We start from the raw sequence: 18,620 nt of genomic DNA, 5'->3' as shown, positions 1-18,620 counted from the left end.
CAATACTTACCAGAACCGCACAGGTATTATAATCAAACCCGATGGCGGAATCGGTGTAACCAATTCGTTTTATGGTACCCCGGGCGATACGCTGTATATCTACATAGGCTGAGGTCGTGATCTCGCCACCCACCATGACCAAGCCCGTGGTAACAAAGGTCTCACAGGCTACTCGACCCTGGGGATCTTTTTCTAATATGGCATCAAGAATCGCATCTGATATCTGATCCGCAATTTTATCAGGATGACCTTCTGTTACCGATTCTGATGAAAACAAATATGACATATTAAGCTCCGACTTTACCAATTATTCTAAACCCAATCGGGGTTTTAATAATTAAAATTAATTCAATTTTAATTCTGAGTAGTCTCCAACATTGACGACTCTCTTCTGGCCTTCCACCACTGCATGATCTCCAATCAGAGAATTGGTCAGGATCATGTTGCAAATCTGAGCATCTTTTCCTACAATCGTCTCAGTCAAAATGGCGTCAACTATCTCTGCACCTTTATCAATGGTTACATTTGGACCAATCACCGAGTTACTCACCTTGGCCTCTGAATGGATGAAAACAGGCGGGTGAATAATAGATCCCTTACTATGCTCTGTCGACAAATGATGCTTGAGCAAAAAGCGGTGAGAATCTAGCAGAGATTCCTTGGTTCCGCAATCATACCAACCATTGATTTCCACTGCCTCGATAGGTTCTCCATTTTCAATCATCAACTGTAGAGCATCCGTTAATTGATACTCTCCACGGGTTTTTAAATCATCGGCAATGAGTTTTTCAATTGATGCTTTCAGGACCCGTTGGTCTTGAATGTAGTACATCCCTGCCAGGGCCAGATCAGATTTCGGATTTTCTGGCTTTTCCACCAACTTGGTGACGCGATGATCACCATCTATTTCAGCGACACCGAATCTTCTGGGATCCTCTACTCTTACCACAGCGATTGCATTTGATTTATTTGCAACAAACTGTTTAAAATCTACATCAAACACAGTATCCCCGAGCAAAATGAGGACCCCCTCCTCCTTGTCTTCCAGGCCTTCCAAAACTGCATGCCCCAAACCTTTTCGCTCGACCTGGTAGGGAAAATCCAGGCGAAGGTGTGAATAATATCGATTGACATACTCCTCCACCTGCTCACCCTTATACCCCACAATAATTGAGACTGACTCGACTCCCGCGGACTCAACAGCATCCAGGACATGACCAATCAGGCGTTTACCTGCCAGGTTGATCATAACCTTGGGGACATTTAAAGTATGGGGTCGCAGCCTTTTTCCAATGCCTGCTGCTGGGATAACTGCTCTCATTGATTATTTCCCTCCACCAAACATATCCACGCTGACGTTAACATGTTCCAGATACTTCTTGGGATTGTCTTTAATCTCTTTAACAATCTCATTGATATTATATGAAATGCTGTCCAACCTTTGATAGAGCGAATCAGAGGTTGTCAATCTCCCCAGACTTGAATTGGGGTTCTTAAGCCTCACGCTCAAGCGGTTTAAATCCTCCCCAATTTTATCAAGGCTGGTAAGGGAACGGTTCAACTTGCTCTTGTTGTCATCCACGACCTTATTCAAAGTGAATGAAATGGTTTTCAAATTGGTTATAATGGTATCGATATCGCCACGTTTCGTATCCACCATATTTTCTGCCTGTTGTAGGGCGCTCTTCATAGCCAGTAGTCCCGGCTGGATATCTGCAACCATGAGAGAATCGATTAATTTTGATGTGGCATGGATGGAGTGGAGACTGGCCTGTACATCTTCCTCCATGGACTTGTTTAGTAGAAGTACCGTTTTGTTGAAGTTTCGCAACAAGGTTTGAAAATCGGTTGAAATCGCGCCAGTGGTTTCAAAGATATCTTCGAGACCTCCTGCAAAAGTGCCCCTGAATACGCCATGTTCGCCAAGGTGCCTGCCAGATTTTCCAGGGCTAACTTCTACCTTTTTGGAACCCAACAATTCCTGATTCGAAATAATGGCATATGCATCACTGTATAAGGTAATATCTTTATCAACTCCAATAATGATATCTACAGAGTCCTCGTTGACAATAAAGTCATCAACAACACCCTTTGGCACACCAGATACGGTAACCGGGTCGCCCTCTTCCAGTCCACTGGCTCGAGCGACCCGTACCGTATAATAACTCCTTGAGGAAAAGATGTCCGCTTTATTCCCCCACATAATTCCCATGACTGTAGCAGCCAGGATTATCAGAACGACAACACCGACAATTATTTCTTGTCTTTTTTCCTCAGGTCTCATTTTAATAATTACTTTCTAGTCTCATTTACTCTTCATCAATAGATTCTACAAACTGTTTATGCGGATCGACGGGACGTTTCCATTTATTTTTGTGCTTCGTTAGTTGTTTTCTCATCTTTTTTACGACTAAATCCACAGATTTGCTTAAATCATCTGAAGTTTGTTTGGCCGTTAAGGTTTCACCTGGTACATTCAAAATCACCTCAGCAATATAATCATTTTTAACCTTCTCAACGATCATCTTGCAATTGACAGTTCGATCATAGACGGGTTCCAGTCGATGGTCTATCTCAGCTTGAATATAGTCCCGTGTTTTCTCAGAAATGTCAAAATGTCGGGCGACGATGTTTACCTTCATTGGCTCCTCCTGCTTTATGGTGTGTTGTTAACATACTATTTTTTCACGGCCCTTGGATGGGCCATTTTGAAAGCTTTCTTCATTTTGTCAACTTGCACATGGGTATACACCTGAGTCGTTGACAAGTTCGCATGTCCCAATAAATCTTTTAGAGCCATTAGGTCTGCGCCTGCATTTAAGAGATGTGTTGCAAAAGTATGACGCAGGACGTGGGGGCTCATCTTTTTTAACTCTGCGATAGCTTGAATGGCTTTTTTTACCCGTAGGCGTATTCCATCGTTGCCCAGGGGGGTTCCATTTTTTCCTAAAAACAGAGCCTCGTCCTTCCCTCTCGCTCCAAATTTGTGCCTGGTAGCATATTGATAGTTTCCAATAGCCTCCCATGCATATTGTCCCACAGGGATCACTCGTTGCTTTGAGCCTTTCCCCAGTACTGTTACCGTGCTTTTCTGAATATTCAAGTCACCTGCTTTGAGACCGGCCAATTCGGATATACGCATTCCTGTTGAGTAAAACAATTCAACAATGGCGAGATCCCGTTTTCCCATCCAACTATCTGATGCGCCCAACCTGTCTAATACAGCTACAATTTGATTCTCTGACAAATAGCTTGGAATAACTCCTGGAAGTTTGGGTGTGTGCACATAAGCTGCAATGTTCAATGTCACAACACCTTCACGATGCATATATTTGAAAAATGATTTGAGAGCGGCAAGCTTCCTGGCAACTGATCGGGGTTGCTGATTCAATTCTCCTGATAAATAGCCCAAAAAACTTCGAAGAACTCCCCTGTTTATCTGATTTGGTCTGTTCAGACATTCAACGTCGTAATCCGATAGGAATTGGCAAAATTGACTGAGGTCAATCTGATATCCCCTCAGCGTTTCCGGCGAATATCTTTTCTCCACTTCAAGCCACGCCAGGAAATGGTCGATTTGACCTGTTAAAACTGAGCTCATGCGTACTGACTTTCTTCCCTAAGAACCCTTAAAACCTGCTCAAAATCATCATGCATGGGAGCCCGTAAATCCATGACCTCATGTGAAATGGGATGCCTAAAAATCAGTCGGCGTGCGTGCAATGCTTGACGATTGAGCATCCCCAGTAGTCTCGCTGCCAGTTGTCTATTGCGCATATTCAGGGTGATAATCTTTGAATTACGTCCCCCATAGTAGGGATCACCAAAAATCGGGTGATTTACATGTGTCATATGCACTCGAATCTGGTGGGTGCGACCCGTCTCAAGCTTGACCCTCACCAGGGTCAGGAATTCAAACCGTTCAACCACCTCATAGAGCGACAAAGAAGGTTTGCCTGTATCAATCACAGTGAATTTTTTTCGGTTTTTGGGAGAACGCCCAATGGGAGCGTTGATTTCACCCTTGTCCTCATCAAATCGTCCCCACACCAATGCATAATAATATTTTTCAATCGTACGTTTTGAAAATTGGGATCGAAGATTGCCATGGATGCTATTGTCCTTTGCTGAGATGAGCAAACCAGAGGTGTCCTTATCTAAGCGATGGACTATTCCAGGACGCAGCAATCCGTTGTCATTGGATAGATGTTCACAATGATAAATCAGTGCATTAACCAGAGTACCAGTTGAATTTCCAGCACCAGGATGGACGATGAGACCAGGTTGTTTGTTTACGACAATGAGATAATCATCCTCATATACAATATCTAATGCGATGTTTTCAGCGTACAGCGTTGGAGAATATTGCATCTCATATTCAACCCTTATATGCTCACCAGGTTCAACGAGATGGCTGGCTTTGACTGGCTTTCCATTAGCCTGAATCTTACCTGACTTAAGTAGTTTTTGTACCTGATTCCGAGTGATATGTGTGGGTAGGCGACTTGACAAGAACTTGTCAATGCGGACAGGTCTTTGGAAGTTGTCAATGGTTACTTCAAAAGTTTCATTGGTTGATCTGCGTTGATCAGTCTGATTAATCAGCTTTACACATTCCTAACTAGTTTTGAAGTTGAGTGGGTATTATGGAGATGGATATTTTCAATATTTGCACTTAGAAATCGCTGTAGCAAATATAGCGTGAAGGCTTCAGAATAGAAAGATTATTGAAAGAATTCTTTTTATAAGATTGAGGCTTAGGATACTGAAGATTCTTGAGCGTCTATCCCAGTGTCCATGTGATCAAGGCGTTTTTCTTTGCCTTCAACAAAAAAGACATACCCCAAATACAAGATCATTCCAACATTGACAGCGCTGTCGGCAATATTGAAAGTTGGCCATCTGGTAAAAAAGAGCCAATCCGGCCAATCAAAACTGATAAAATCAACGACGTATCCGCGAATCAAACGTTCGGGTATGTTGCCAAAAGCCCCCCCCAGAATAAACGCAAGACCCACACTGGGCAATACATGCTGGTCTTTATACTGATAGAGGAGATAAAAAAGCAGACCTATGGCACCGATAGCCATGACATTTACCAGTGGCATCGGTATAAAGGTCAGACTAAAAATCATATTATAGTTTTCAGCATAGTCCAAACGGAAGAGATTTCCATCTGCCGGCCAATAGTGCTGCCCCTTTAAGGCCACAATAGCCCAATATTTGGTAGCATGATCCAGCACAACTATGATTGCTGTGAGACTCAAAAATTTAAGCATCTGTTTAATAGCGTTTAATCCCTACATTAAAAGTGCTTTTTCCGATCTTGAATTCAGCCTGGAAGCCATCATCATTTCTGGTAAAACTGATTTCTTCAGCCAGGGTTTCATTGGCGATATATTCTTGATGTTCCAAAATCATATTTTTGGGTGTTTCATCAACCTCAACAAAAATACGTATTCTGTCCGACACATCAAATTCTGCATCCTTACGCATATTCTGGACATTTCGAATGAAATCTCTGGCCGTACCCTCGCTGATCAATGCTTCAGAGAGTTCTGTTTCCACGGCCACAACAACACCAGCGTCTTCAACCACGGCCTGTCCTTCAGGTTCGATGGTGGACACCAACAGTTCTTCTGGAAGCAGATCAAATTCCCGCTGTCCATCGCTCAAGTGAATGGTGTCACCTGATTTTGATTGTTTGAGGAGTGCCTGAGGATCAGCTGCATTAATCAAATTCCGAATCAGGCCCATATCCTTACCATATTTAGGTCCAAGAAGACCTAGATTCGGTTTGATATCGTATTGAACAAGAGCATCAGCATTTTCAACCACGGACAGGGTCTTGATATTCAACTCTTCCAGAATCTGATCTTGAAGATCACTGGCAAAAATTCTGTCCTGCTCATCAGGAAAGTACACTGAGATATTTGCCAGGGGTTGACGCACCTTGAGGTTGGCTTTATTCCTGGCAGCTCTTCCCAGTTCAACGGTTTTGATGACCACATCAACCCGTCGCAACAAGTCATCATCCAACCAGCGCTCGTCCACTTCAGGAAAATTGCAAAGATGGATACTCTGAGGTGCATCGGGGTCGAGGGTAACAACCAGGTTCTGGTAGAGAGCCTCAGTGAAGAATGGAGAGACAGGGGCAATTAATTTTGAAAGCGTAACCAGAGCTTTATAAAGTGTATGATATGCAGCCCATTTGTCTGTATCATTCTCACTTTTCCAGAAACGGCGTCTGGATCGACGCACATACCAATTGGAGAGTTCATCCACAAAACGGTTAATCTTGAGCATGAGTTTGTCAGCCTGATAGCTATCATAATCCTTGCGAGCCTGACCAATCAGCTGGTTCAAACGAGCCAGAATCCATCTATCTAATTCAGTCAGGGTGGATTCATCGAGAGCAGACAGGGGATTAAATTTATCGAGACGTGCATAGGTCACAAAAAAGGAATAGGTATTCCACAGGGTCAGGACCTTACGACGCACCTCATCTGCAGCCCCATAACCAAAATTCAAATTATTTACCGGTACCTGGGAAGCATACATCCAACGCATGACATCCACACCCATCTTCTCAGCAGCATCTTCAAACCAGATGGCATTGCCAGCTGATTTGTGCATATCATCCCCCTGTTCGTCTTTGACCAGGGCATGTCCCATTATGGTTTTTATGGGTGCCCTGTTTTCCATTACGGTGCTCATGGCTAGAATGGCATAAAACCAATTGCGGAATTGTCCAGGAAGTGATTCCACAATAAAATCTGCAGGGAACCATTTTTCCCAATATTCAGGATCTTTGCGGTATTCCATTGTGGAATAAGGTACAATTCCTGCATCAAGCCAGGGGTTGCCTACATCTGGAACACGGGTCCCGATGAGACCTGTTTCGGGATGCTTAATTTTAACTTTGTCAATCCAGGGTTTGTGGGGAGTTTTACCTTCAAACTCTTCCCAGCCTTCTACTGCCAGCTCCTTCAATTCTGTCTCTGATCCTACGACGAAAAAAGAACCATCTTCAAAGGTCCAGATGGGTAAAGCCAATCCCCAGTAACGTTTTTTGGAGATCATCCAATCGCTCATATTCTTGAGCCAATCCAACTCACGCTCTTTTCCGTAAGCTGGGATCCACTCGACCTGTTTGGTAACCTCGGCTATCTCCCCTCTTAACTCATCCATGCGGATAAACCACTCATCAACCGGGCGAAAAACCAGCTCAGTACCATGGCGCCAGCAACAGGGATATCTATGAGTAATGGGCTCACGCTTATAGCGCAATCCTTTTTGAGAGAGGTCATCAATGATAGCATCACTGATTTCCATTACATTTTTGCCTGTCCACTTACCAAAACCGTCTAGATAAGCTCCAAATTCATCGATGGGTTTGATAACCTGAAAACCAAGCTCCTTGGCCAGGGCATTATCTTCTTTACCACAACCAGGTGCGATATGGACAATTCCAGTACCATCAGTCTCAGAGATTTCGTCCCAAAAAATAATGGCATGGTGAATATCAGCCTGAACGGGGAGTTCATCATATGGTCCATGATATTCCCAGCCCAGCATGTCCTTGCCCTTGAGGGTTTCAAGGATTTCGTAGTCTCCCTGCAAAATGGAAAGACGACCCTGGACGAGGTAGTAGATATCTTCGCCCTGCTTGACCTTGACATAGTCGAGATCGGGGTGAACGGCGGCCATTATATTGGATGAAAGGGTCCAGGGTGTGGTTGTCCACACCAGCAAAGACTCATTCTCACGATCTTTAAGGGGAAATTTCAAATAAATAGAGGTATGGGTCAGTTCTTTGTAGCCTTCAGTGGCAATTTCATGCTCAGAAAGGGCTGAACCACAGCGGGTGCACCAGGGCATGACATCGTAGCCCTTATAAATAAATCCGCGATCGTAGACCTTTTTTAGAAATGCCCAAATCGTATAATTATTTTCATCGGACATGGTGAAATAGGAATTGTCCCAATCCATCCAGTAGCCCATGCGTTTGGATTGCTCGGTTTGAACGGCTGAAAATTTATGGACTCGCTCTTTGCACTTATTGACAAAGGCTTCAACGCCGTATGCTTCAATGTCAGTTTTGGATTTAAAACCCAGCTGTTTTTCAACTTCAACTTCTACCCATAACCCTTGACAATCGAAGCCGTTTTGATAGCGAAGTTCCATTCCCAACATCGCGTGGTAGCGCTGGTAGAGATCTTTGTATGTGCGACCCCAGGCGTGGTGAACTCCCATGGGATTATTAGCAGTAATGGGACCATCGAGAAATGACCAACGTGGTTTGCCAGCGTTCTGTGCCCTGAGTTTATTGAAAATATCTTCATCCTCCCAGAATTTCAACATGTCGTGTTCCAGGGCGATAAAATTTACTTTGCTAGATACTTCCTTCATCATGAGTCTGTCTTTTCCTGTCTTATTTTCCCATAGCTTTCGCTGCTATCGTTCAGTCCTTTTTTAGCCGCGCAATATAATCGCCGCATTTTCGCCGGTCAATGTTATCCCCAAATTTCTACCATGGGTTTTAAAAGTTTATTCTGTCTGAATTTATGTCAGTTGTTCAGTCTCGGAATATTTGTACAAAAATGAGAGACCCCAAAATACTTTTGATGTATCTGGGGTCTCGGGGGTTTGGAGGAAAATGAATTTCTTCAGATAGTCTGCAGCTACTCCTTTATGATTCCGGAATAGTCAGTGCCACAAAAAAGGTATTGGAGTTATCCCGTCTCACCAAAAGCAAGATGGTGTCATTGGGTTTGTAGGCTCGCAGGTTTTTCTCAAAGGCTCCTGACGACATGACTTTCGACAACGTTTTCACATTGGGACCCATTTTCTGAATGAGATAACCAGTACGGATATTTTTCTTAAAAGCCTCACTATCTCTTTCCACCGAAGTGACCAGTACACCCTCCGCACCAGGGGATAAGTTGTAAAACCGCAGACGTTCAGCACTGGCAGTTTCAACAGTTAGACCGATATCAGATTTATTCGTTTCAATGGGTTCGGCTGCTGTCACCTCATCAGGCAACTCACCCAATTTGACCAAAATTGTCTTTATCTTGCCATCTCTCAGGACTTTTAGTTTCTTCTTCTCATCAGGGCGCTGGGTGGAGACAAGAATAGGTAATTTTCTTGAATTTTCAACCTCATGACCATCAAACTCAAGGATGACATCAAGTTGTTTTAACCCTGCATCATCAGCAGGGCTTCCATCAATGACCCGTTGAACCAGGGCTCCTTTGGCTATATCCATACCTAGCGTTTTTGCCATGGCTGCATCGACTGGTTGAACATATACACCGAGCCAGGCGCGGGTCACACGTCCATCAGACCGTAGATCCTCAACGATACGATTGACCAGATTGATAGGGATGGCAAAACCAATTCCCTGATTTCCACCACTTCGTGAAGCAATTGCTGAATTCATACCAATGAGCTCACCATCCAGATTCACAAGAGCACCCCCAGAGTTTCCAGGGTTGATGGCGGCATCAGTTTGTATAAAATTCTCATAATCGTTGAGACCCACAGAAGAACGACCTACTGCGCTGACAATGCCCTGGGTAACGGTCTGTGACAAACTTCCGGAGAAGGGACTTCCTATGGCAAGCACCCATTCACCTACTCTGATTTTGTCAGAGTCACCCATTATTATGGGTTTCAAATTTTTGGCATCAACTTTAATCAGGGCGACATCGGTTTCCGGGTCTGTACCGATTATTTCGGCATCGTATTCTTTATTGTCTGAGATTTGGACTCTAATGTTTTCACCTTTTTCAACGACGTGATTATTGGTGAGGATATAACCATCCTCACTAATAATGATTCCTGAACCCAGAGATGTACTTTTCATTTCCCGGTCGCCATCAGGCAGGAAGGGCCAGAGTTGTTTGGGAAACATTTCCTGGAAGCCTTTGTACTGTTCCATGGCGGGATGCTTATAGACATGCTCACTGGTGATGGTTACAACCGAAGGAGAAACCTGTTCAGAAATATCGGCAAAGGCATTGCTCAAGGCCTTAGCTACCCCAATATCTGAGGCATTCAAATTTAGTGGCAACAAGATTGCGATTAGAAATATGGGGGTAAATAGTAGTATGTGTTTTTTCATATAGTCTCCATTTATTTGACAAAGCTTTTTATGCCGGATGAAATGAAAGGTTTCATATAATTTTTTAATTGATGCATTGAGTCAGTTCTATGTTGAAATCTATCATTTTAATCCAAGTGAAGTATGCATAAACTATCTACTATCCCCACTAATTCTTTTTAATTAGTTTGATCCCATGACTGGAAGAGAAAGAGTTTTATCAGCGCTCAACAGGATTGAGACATCAAGGGTTCCGCTGGGCGAGATTGGTGGCGGTTACACGGATACAATCATTCAAGCGGTTTTAGGTGATAAATATGATCTGGGGACAGATGGATATTTTTTGAATCATCAACGAATACGTGAACTCCTGGGGGCTGACATTGTTGGTGCCCGTGTCGTTGGACCCGCGGTGGAAATGGTGGGGATCCATGAAGATTGGGGCACCGAAACCTTTAGAGACTACTGGGGAGCCACCCACACCCAACCCCCTGATGCAACGGTTCAGCTTGTGGATCCCATTGCCCATAGCCCGGAAGAGCTGGCATCCTGGAGCCCCCCTGATGTTAGTCATTTTGACTCCACTCAGGTTACGAGATGGAAGCGTTCCACCGACTTCTTTGTATTGGCTACCCTCAATGCAGGATTCGATCTGGGTTACGAATTGTTGGGTTTTGAACGGTTTATGATGTGGACCCTCCAGGCACGTGATACAATGAAACAGTACTATGAAAAGCTTATTGAAACAAATTTAACACTGGCGTTGATGAGTGCCCATGCAGGTGCGGATGCCATTCTTATAGCTGATGATCTGGCATTTAATTCGGGTACATTTGTTGATCCAGAGTATTTAAGAAGTGACTATTTCCCCATTCTAAAGAATATGATTACCGAAATAAAAAAGACAGGTCTTCCTGTTTTCTTCCATTCCGATGGAGATCTGAGGAATATTATTCCCGATCTTATTGATTGTGGCATTGATGTATTGCAATCATGTGATCCCAATGCAAATATGGATATTCCCTTACTTAAGGGGGAATATGGGCAAGATCTGGCATTCATGGGTAACATTGATGTAGACTTGCTGGCCAATGGCACCATCCAAGAGGTTGAGGATACAACTCGAAACTTGATTCAAAATGCCAGAAGTGGTGGTGGTTTCATTCTGGGAACCAGCAATGTGGTTGCCTCCTACTGTCAACCTGAAAATTTGAAAGCAATGTATGCTGTCGCCCATAAGGAGTTGAAATAAATGTCTTCTGATTCCATTCAACAAGCCATCCTTATGGGAAATGTGGCTTCAATTTCTGCTGATGTAAACCGACTGCTTAGTGAAGGGATCAATAGCCAAAAGATTCTGGATGAGCAGCTCCTCCCTGGAATGGCCATCGTGGGTGACCGTTTCAAACGCAACGAAATGTTTTTACCTCAGGTGCTCATGTCGGCACAGGCCTTGCAAACCGCCATTGATATCCTGAAACCTCATCTGGCTGGAAATTCTGAAGCTCGCCAGCGACATACAGTAGTCATTGGTACTGTGAAGGGCGATATGCATGATATTGGTAAAAATCTGGTGAGAATCATGCTCATCGGTGCTGGTTTTGAAGTTATCGACCTGGGTGTTAATGTTCCAGCCCAGCGATTTCTGGAAGCAAGTTCTCAACACCAGGCAGCCGTTGTCTGTCTCTCCGCGTTATTGTCATCAACCATGAACAATATGAAGGAGGTTGTTGAGGCTTTTAGGGGTCATCCAGACCTGAAGGACACAAAAATTCTCATCGGTGGTGCTCCAGTAAGTCGTGAGTTCTCACAGAGTATTGGTGCAGATGGGTATGCACCCACAGCTCCGGCAGCGGTAGAGCAAGTACAACAATTTTGTGGGCGGTAGAAAATCGCTTCCCAGACATTTATTAAACTGGATAACATATGATTACTCTCATTTCACCTGCTAAAAGCGTCAATTTTAGCGAGCCCGCTCCGACTGGACTGTTTACGTCTCCAGATTTACTTAGTCATAGCAAACAACTCATCACACAGTTGAAGCGAATTAAAAAGCTTGAACTTATGGAACTTATGTCCATCAGTGAGAATCTCGCTGATCTCAATATTCCCAGATATAAAGCCTTTAAACCACCCTTCAGTCTTGATAATGCCAAGCAAGCACTTTTCGCCTTTACCGGTGATGTGTATCAGCACATGCGAATCAATACCTATGATACTGAGAAACTTCATTTTGCCCAGAAACATTTAAGAATTCTTTCTGGCCTGTATGGATATTTGCGTCCCCTGGATCTTATTCAAGCCTATCGCCTGGAGATGAAAACCCCATTGAAAACGAAGCGGGGGGATAATTTGTATCAGTTCTGGGATAAAAGAATTACACGTGCCCTAAATAAAGATTTAAAGACTGATGTGTCCCCTGCGATTATAAATCTGGCCTCCAGGGAGTATGCAAGGGTTGTGGATTTTAAGGCTATCAAGGCACAGGTAATCAATATTGAGTTTAAGGAAGTTGAAAATGGTCAAGCCAAGGTCATTGCCATTTTTGCTAAATGGGCGCGGGGAATGATGGCAGACTATATCATTCAGAATAATTTGGATGAACCTGAGCAGCTCAAAGCATTCAATATATCTGAGTATGAATTTTCGAAAAATGATTCGGGGGTTTCAAACTGGGTGTTCACCCGGCCCCGTCCTGAATAAAGGCTAAATCAGGTTTTCAGTATTGGAAGTGTGATGGTGAAGGTAGTGCCCTGATCCAGGACGCTTTCCACTGAAATGGCACCTTTATGATCGGTGACAATACTCTTCACAATGGCCAGACCTAATCCAGTACCATTATGTTTTTGATGGGTAAAGAATTCATCAAACACTTTGGAAAGTACCTCTGCATCCATCCCATGACCGGTATCAGATAAGGTCATTACAAGATGGTCATCGCTAACCTGGCTTCTAATGGTAAGCGTACCACCTGCGCTCATGGCTTCAATGGCATTGTTGGCCAGATTTTCATACACTCTATAGAATCGACTGGGGTCAATATTAATTATCGCTTCACCCTGAAAATCAGTCACCAACTTCATATTCTGCTGTACTAAATTCTGGTGCAGACTGGTGAGTGAGTCCTCGATGCAGTCAGGAAACTTCATTTCCTGTAACTGGAGTGTTGAACTGCCTTTCGCAAAGGCCAACAGTTCCTGGGCAAGCGTATTAAACTGATTGACTTGCTGTGAAATAATTTTGGTATATTTGACCACATCTTCGTGGGCCATTTCTTTTAACCCGATGAGCTGTGCAAATCCTGCAATGGTGGTCATTGGATTTTTCAGATCATGCAAAATCGTAGAAGCCATGCGTCCGACAATGGATAGGCGCTCATTTTCCACCAGAGCTTCTCGAGTGGCATTGAGCTCTTCAATGATGCGGCTGAGTTCTCGATTTTTAACTTCAAGGGTGCCAATGAGTGTTGAATCAGTTTTACGAAGATATTGAGAAATACTTCTGGCAACTTCAAGGGTGAATTGGGGGAAGTGATTGACCAGCTCCAGGAAGCCCTCTTTCTGAACAACCAGTACTTCACTCTCTTCTTTTGCAACGATACCAGCACTGCGGACTTTGTCTTCCACCAGAGCCATTTCACCGAAGAGTTCACCCGATTGATCAATGACATTTAACACTTCCTGGTCATCGCCCTCAATGGATTTAACAACTTCCAAACGCCCTTTGATCATCACAAAGAACTGGTTTGCAACAGCGCCTTCCTCAATGAGTACTTCCCCGGGGGCGAACAGTTGTCGCTGCATGAGGCTGCTAATTTTCTCCAGCTCTCCGGGAAGAATACCAGAGAATGGTTCTAATCCTTGTAATAGCGGTATGGGAGGTGGGTTAAGGATGCGCATAGGCAAAATTTAAATAATTAATTGCCCTCAAAAGGGATGGGAATCTGGTGTTTAGATTTTGGTAAGAGATTGTATCCGATGGCAGGTAAGTCGATGATAAATTTTGTGCCTACCCCTTCCACACTCTCAATATTTATTATGCCATCATGTTCATCCACAATACGTTTTACGATGGCTAACCCTAGACCTGTACCCTTGCGTTTTCCATGGGTATAGAATTCTTTAAAGGCATTTTCTCTGACTTCATCCGACATTCCGAAACCATCATCTTCCAAAACGATACGGATACCTGTTTCTACTTCCATGCTGTGAACCGTAAAGGTTCCTGTTTCATCGAGTACATCCAGGGCGTTGTTGGCAATATTTTCCATGACTCTAAAAAAGCGACCATTGTCTATTCTGACTTCACCCTCAAATTTCAAATCCCTGACAAAGGAGACACCTCGTTCTTCAAATTTCAAAATGAGAGAATCACAACATTCCTGCAGATAGCCAGCCATTTGAACTGATCTCAAGCGCATTTGCTCTCCACCCTGGGCAAAGGAGAGGAGATCCTGGGTCATGGTCGTAAACTGGATGACCTGCTTGGCAATGATATCGGCGTATTTCGCAAGTTGTTCACCGCTATGCTTCTTCATCTTTATTAATTGAGCATAGCCACCAATGGTGGACATAGGGTTTTTCATATCGTGCAAAATGGTTGAAGCCATGCGTCCAATCAGTGATAGACGCTCTTTACCGATGAGCTCTTCCTGGGTTTCCTGCAGGCGGTAATTCATATGACGGAGCTCATCATTTTCTTTTCTTAGCTTATTGATGAGACGCTCATCTGTATCTCTCAAGAACTGAGAAATATTTTTAGCAACTGACAGGGTGAAGAGGGGAACGGAATGCACAAGCTCAAGGAAATCTTCCTTGGAGACGGCCAGGACTTCACAATCACTATCTGCAATCATGCCTGCGCTGCGAGGCTTGTCCTCCAGGAGGGCCATTTCTCCAAAAAGACCACCAACCTCATCGTAGAATCCCAATACTTCAGACTCATTTTCTCTGACCTGTTTCTCAATTCTCACTTTACCAGAAGCCAAAATATAGATGTGATCACCAATTGAATTTTCATGAATAATGGACTCTTCATGGTCATAATGACAAGACTCAATCTTCGAGTGAATTTGCTTTAGCTCATCATCAGGAATATGCTCAAAAATTTTCCATTTTTTCAGTGAGGCTAAACTGGGTTTTTTAATCAGTTTCATTTGGGTACCAGCGCTATTGAGAAGTCATTCATAGTCTACTTTATTTACCACTTTGTCAGCAACAAAAGCATTGAATTTCTTAAACTATTTTGAGCTTCAATCATGTTTGCAAATATGATGAAACTCGATCAAGTAATTATTTTAATTCCACTCCTGGGAAAATTACAGCCAATATTTACTCAATCTTCTAAGCTAATCCCGATTGCCATATTTCAAACCATGAATCAGCTTAAATCCCTTGCCACAGAGTGTCTCAAGTGAATCCAAAATCATGGTTCAGCCAGTTAAGATATTTACTAGGTCCTTTAAAAAAAGCCCTCCCAGAAAAACTGAGAGGGCTGTGTGTTAAAACAGTGTGGCTGTGCCTTTATAGTTCGCGAGCTGCTGCCTGTGCTGCTGCCAATCTGGCAATAGGCACGCGGAAAGGTGAACAACTCACATAATCGAGACCAACCCTGTGGCAAAATTCAACTGAGCTTGGCTCACCACCATGCTCGCCACAGATTCCCAGCTTAATGTCAGGTCGAGTTTCTTTTCCTAATCTGCAGGCCATTTCGACAAGTTGTCCAACACCTTCCTGGTCAAGCACCTCGAAAGGATCATTCTTCAGGAGGCCTTTTTCCAGATAAACAGGAAGGAATTTTCCGGCATCATCACGGGAATATCCAAAGGTCATCTGTGTCAAATCATTGGTTCCAAATGAGAAGAATTCAGCACTGGTGGCAATTTTATCAGCCGTCAAAGCAGCACGAGGAATTTCTATCATCGTTCCAACAAGGTGATCCACTGAATCTCCAACTTCAGCAAACAACACCTTGATGGTATCGCGAACAATCTTTTCCTGAAGTTCCATCTCAGCCAGGGTTCCAGTAAGTGGAATCATAATCTCTGGTATGGCAACGATTCCCCTCGCCTTAAGAGCAAGGGCTGCCCCCATGATGGCTTTTGTCTGCATCACAGTGATTTCAGGGTAGGTGTTACCCAGACGACAACCTCTGTGGCCTAACATGGGATTAAACTCTGCAAGATCATCTACTTTTTGTGAGATGACCTTTATGTCGACACCCATGACATCAGCCATTTCCTGCTGACCTTTTTCGTCATGAGGAACGAACTCATGTAAAGGTGGATCCAGAAGACGAACCGTCACGGGAAGATCCTGCATGGCTTCAAAGATACCTTCAAAGTCTTTCTGCTGGATGGGTAGAAGTCTTTCAAGAGCGGCTTCCCGACCAGCCTGATCCTCTGCAAGGATCATCTCACGCATGGCAACAATCTTGTCACCTTCGAAGAACATGTGCTCGGTACGACATAGACCGATACCCTTGGCACCAAATTCTCTGGCGATTTTGCTCTCGCGGGGGGTATCTGCATTGGTACGAACATACATTCTTGTAAATTTATTGGTGAGATCCATAAGCTGGCCAAAAGCACCGCTTACTTCAGGATCAATGGTTTTAATCTTGCCTTCGAAAATTTCACCAGTGCTACCATTAAGTGAAACCCAGTCTCCTTCATTAAAGACACTACCATCTACGGTCAAGGTTCTCGCTTTATAGTTAATTTTTATTGCACCAGCGCCTGACACACAACACTTACCCATACCGCGAGCAACCACAGCGGCGTGAGAGGTCATACCACCACGAGCAGTAAGGATACCGTTGGCAATATTCATACCCTCAAGATCTTCTGGAGAAGTTTCAATTCGGGCCAGGATGGAATTTTCATATTTGTTGGCTTCATCAGCATGAAATACAAGCTGCCCAGTAGCGGCACCAGGTGAAGCAGGCAGACCTTTGGTCAGAACCCGAGCTGAAGCCATGGCTTCTTTATCAAAAACGGGGTGTAGCAGCTCATCCAGCTTGTTGGGCTCGACGCGCATGAGAGCTTCTTTTTCATCAAGCTCACCCGCTTCCAGCTGTTCCATGGCAATCCGCACCATGGCAAAACCAGTTCTCTTGCCACTACGGGTCTGGAGCATCCACAGCTTACCGTCCTGCATGGTAAACTCAATGTCCTGCATATCTTTGTAATGGTCTTCAAGTCGCTGCTCGATACTGTGTAGCTCTGCATAGATCTCCGGCATGAGCTCTTCCAGTGAAGGAAAATCCCTTTTGCGCTCTTCTTCAGAAACGCCAGCCAGGACGGCCCAACGTTCAGAACCGATCTTGGTGATCTGCTGAGGTGTGCGAATACCGGCTACTACATCTTCGCCCTGGGCGTTGATGAGGTATTCACCATTAAACTGGTCCTCGCCCGTTCCAGCATCCCGAGTAAAGGCAACGCCGGTACCAGAGTTGTCTCCCATGTTGCCAAACACCATGGCCTGAACATTTACAGCAGTTCCCCAATCACCGGGGATTTTGTTCAACATGCGGTAGTAAACTGCACGGGGAGTTTCCCATGAATCAAATACTGCCATAACTGATCCCCAGAGCTGATCCCAGGGATTGTCTGGAAAACTGTGACCGGTTTTTTTGGTGACAGCAGCTTTAAATTGAGCCACCAGTGTTTTTAGATCTTCAACATTGAATTCTGTATCCAGCTCATAGCCCTTGGTCTCTTTGAGCGCTTCCATAATCTCTTCAAAGGGATCGATATCTTCTTTGGATTCAGGTTTCATACCTAAAACCACATCACCGTACATCTGTACGAAACGACGGTATGAATCCCAGGCAAAGCGCTCATTACCAGATTTCTTGGCAAGGGCTTCAACGGCAGTGTCATTAAGACCAAGATTTAGAACGGTGTCCATCATACCGGGCATGGAAACACGGGACCCAGAGCGAACTGATAGAAGCAGGGGGTTCTCTTCGTCGCAAAATTTTGCACCCATGACCGCTTCAACTTCTTTTACTGCAGCTTCGACTTCAGCCTTAATGAGCTCAACAGTCTGGTCGCGACCAACTTGATTATACTCCGTACAAACTTCTGTGGTGATGGTGAAACCAGCAGGAACAGGAATGCCCAGGCCACTCATTTCAGCCAGGTTGGCTCCCTTGCCTCCCAGAAGATTTCTGTAGGAAGCATCTCCTTCGGCTTTTCCACCTCCGAATGTGTAAACGCGTTTTGTCATGATTAAATCATCCTTTCAAATCAAATATATATAATAGTAGGGTAAAAGTTGAATCGTGTCTCAGATCAGAGTGACGTATTGCCATGCGCGGAATTAAACCCTTTTCCATACGATTTGCCACAGTTTTCAATCGCTTTTATCAATCCCTGATTCCGATATAAAGCCCAGTTAAAGAGTTTTGTCTGATACATTTGATCAAAAAAGTTTGTGGGTTCACGATATCTGATTATCAGCGATCTTTAGATGAACAGTTTCCTTTCTGTTAAGTAATATGTCTCATA

The 18,620-nt window shown here is 44.0% G+C and carries 15 protein-coding genes; 3 read left to right on the top strand and 12 right to left on the bottom strand.

The features are described from left to right. The 9 genes from ISR87_13895 to ISR87_13855 all read right to left on the bottom strand — a co-directional run. Positions 1-286 (bottom strand): methionine adenosyltransferase (locus ISR87_13895; protein MBL7026532.1); only part of this gene is annotated, 286 nt, incomplete at its 3' end. 57 nt (positions 287-343) lie between these two features. Continuing rightward, the gene (locus ISR87_13890) at positions 344-1,321 is read right to left on the bottom strand and encodes an NTP transferase domain-containing protein (protein MBL7026531.1); all 978 of its coding nucleotides are present in this window, start codon (positions 1,319-1,321) and stop codon (positions 344-346) included. Positions 1,322-1,324: 3 nt separating this feature from the next. Next, a complete protein-coding gene (locus ISR87_13885; GenBank protein MBL7026530.1) occupies positions 1,325-2,284 on the bottom strand; it encodes an MCE family protein in 960 nt (319 codons plus the stop codon). Positions 2,285-2,309: 25 nt separating this feature from the next. Then, positions 2,310-2,642 (bottom strand): ribosome-associated translation inhibitor RaiA, encoded by a 333-nt coding sequence (raiA, locus tag ISR87_13880; protein MBL7026529.1) that lies wholly within the window; start codon positions 2,640-2,642, stop codon positions 2,310-2,312. Positions 2,643-2,677: 35 nt separating this feature from the next. Then, positions 2,678-3,601 (bottom strand): tyrosine-type recombinase/integrase, encoded by a 924-nt coding sequence (locus ISR87_13875; GenBank protein ID MBL7026528.1) that lies wholly within the window; start codon positions 3,599-3,601, stop codon positions 2,678-2,680. After that, positions 3,598-4,512, bottom strand: coding sequence for an RluA family pseudouridine synthase (locus tag ISR87_13870; protein MBL7026527.1), 915 nt, complete (start codon positions 4,510-4,512; stop codon positions 3,598-3,600). The genes ISR87_13875 and ISR87_13870 overlap by 4 nt, the downstream gene beginning before the upstream one ends. 245 nt (positions 4,513-4,757) lie before the next feature. Beyond that, the gene (lspA, locus tag ISR87_13865; GenBank protein MBL7026526.1) at positions 4,758-5,279 is read right to left on the bottom strand and encodes a signal peptidase II; all 522 of its coding nucleotides are present in this window, start codon (positions 5,277-5,279) and stop codon (positions 4,758-4,760) included. A gap of 4 nt (positions 5,280-5,283) precedes the next feature. Further along, positions 5,284-8,415, bottom strand: coding sequence for an isoleucine--tRNA ligase (locus ISR87_13860; GenBank protein ID MBL7026525.1), 3,132 nt, complete (start codon positions 8,413-8,415; stop codon positions 5,284-5,286). 277 nt (positions 8,416-8,692) lie between these two features. Then, on the bottom strand, positions 8,693-10,129 hold the full coding sequence (locus ISR87_13855; GenBank protein ID MBL7026524.1) for a Do family serine endopeptidase: 1,437 nt from the start codon (positions 10,127-10,129) through the stop codon (positions 8,693-8,695). 175 nt (positions 10,130-10,304) lie between these two features. Here ISR87_13855 and ISR87_13850 point away from each other — a divergent pair, with 175 nt between their 5' ends. The 3 genes from ISR87_13850 to yaaA are packed head-to-tail and all read left to right on the top strand — an operon-like array spanning position 10,305 to position 12,811. Next, the gene (locus ISR87_13850; protein ID MBL7026523.1) at positions 10,305-11,360 is read left to right on the top strand and encodes a hypothetical protein; all 1,056 of its coding nucleotides are present in this window, start codon (positions 10,305-10,307) and stop codon (positions 11,358-11,360) included. Next, entirely contained in the window at positions 11,361-11,996 is a 636-nt protein-coding gene (locus ISR87_13845; GenBank protein MBL7026522.1) for a corrinoid protein, read from the top strand. A gap of 38 nt (positions 11,997-12,034) precedes the next feature. After that, positions 12,035-12,811 (top strand): peroxide stress protein YaaA, encoded by a 777-nt coding sequence (gene yaaA, locus ISR87_13840; protein MBL7026521.1) that lies wholly within the window; start codon positions 12,035-12,037, stop codon positions 12,809-12,811. A gap of 8 nt (positions 12,812-12,819) precedes the next feature. On the opposite strand, the gene ISR87_13835 is transcribed toward yaaA, so the two are convergent. From ISR87_13835 to ISR87_13825, 3 genes are all read right to left on the bottom strand, one after another. After that, the gene (locus tag ISR87_13835) at positions 12,820-13,911 is read right to left on the bottom strand and encodes a cyclic nucleotide-binding domain-containing protein (GenBank protein MBL7026520.1); all 1,092 of its coding nucleotides are present in this window, start codon (positions 13,909-13,911) and stop codon (positions 12,820-12,822) included. A gap of 113 nt (positions 13,912-14,024) precedes the next feature. After that, on the bottom strand, positions 14,025-15,263 hold the full coding sequence (locus ISR87_13830; GenBank protein MBL7026519.1) for a cyclic nucleotide-binding domain-containing protein: 1,239 nt from the start codon (positions 15,261-15,263) through the stop codon (positions 14,025-14,027). 367 nt (positions 15,264-15,630) lie between these two features. Further along, positions 15,631-18,342 carry a pyruvate, phosphate dikinase gene (locus ISR87_13825; GenBank protein MBL7026518.1) on the bottom strand — a complete coding sequence of 904 codons (2,712 nt, stop codon included), beginning with the start codon at positions 18,340-18,342 and terminating at the stop codon, positions 15,631-15,633. Positions 18,343-18,620: the final 278 nt, after the last annotated feature.

It is taken from the genome of Candidatus Neomarinimicrobiota bacterium (assembly GCA_016784545.1).
GTDB lineage: Bacteria > Fidelibacterota > UBA8477 > UBA8477 > JABMPR01 > JABMPR01.
Note: the sequence above shows the minus strand (reverse complement) of the source record. Positions and strands in the feature narration are given on the sequence as shown.

Bases quoted from the DNA above. Each gene is read 5' to 3' on its own strand.
- ISR87_13890 (MBL7026531.1), bottom strand. From the start codon at position 1,321: ATGAGAGCAGTTATCCCAGCAGCAGGCATTGGAAAAAGGCTGCGACCC.
- ISR87_13835 (MBL7026520.1), bottom strand. From the start codon at position 13,911: ATGCAGCGACAACTGTTCGCCCCCGGGGAAGTACTCATTGAGGAAGGC.
- ISR87_13855 (MBL7026524.1), bottom strand. From the start codon at position 10,129: ATGAAAAAACACATACTACTATTTACCCCCATATTTCTAATCGCAATC.
- raiA (MBL7026529.1), bottom strand. From the start codon at position 2,642: ATGAAGGTAAACATCGTCGCCCGACATTTTGACATTTCTGAGAAAACA.
- ISR87_13860 (MBL7026525.1), bottom strand. From the start codon at position 8,415: ATGATGAAGGAAGTATCTAGCAAAGTAAATTTTATCGCCCTGGAACAC.
- ISR87_13885 (MBL7026530.1), bottom strand. From the start codon at position 2,284: ATGAGACCTGAGGAAAAAAGACAAGAAATAATTGTCGGTGTTGTCGTT.
- lspA (MBL7026526.1), bottom strand. From the start codon at position 5,279: ATGCTTAAATTTTTGAGTCTCACAGCAATCATAGTTGTGCTGGATCAT.
- ISR87_13850 (MBL7026523.1), top strand. From the start codon at position 10,305: ATGACTGGAAGAGAAAGAGTTTTATCAGCGCTCAACAGGATTGAGACA.
- ISR87_13845 (MBL7026522.1), top strand. From the start codon at position 11,361: ATGTCTTCTGATTCCATTCAACAAGCCATCCTTATGGGAAATGTGGCT.
- ISR87_13830 (MBL7026519.1), bottom strand. From the start codon at position 15,263: ATGAAACTGATTAAAAAACCCAGTTTAGCCTCACTGAAAAAATGGAAA.
- yaaA (MBL7026521.1), top strand. From the start codon at position 12,035: ATGATTACTCTCATTTCACCTGCTAAAAGCGTCAATTTTAGCGAGCCC.
- ISR87_13875 (MBL7026528.1), bottom strand. From the start codon at position 3,601: ATGAGCTCAGTTTTAACAGGTCAAATCGACCATTTCCTGGCGTGGCTT.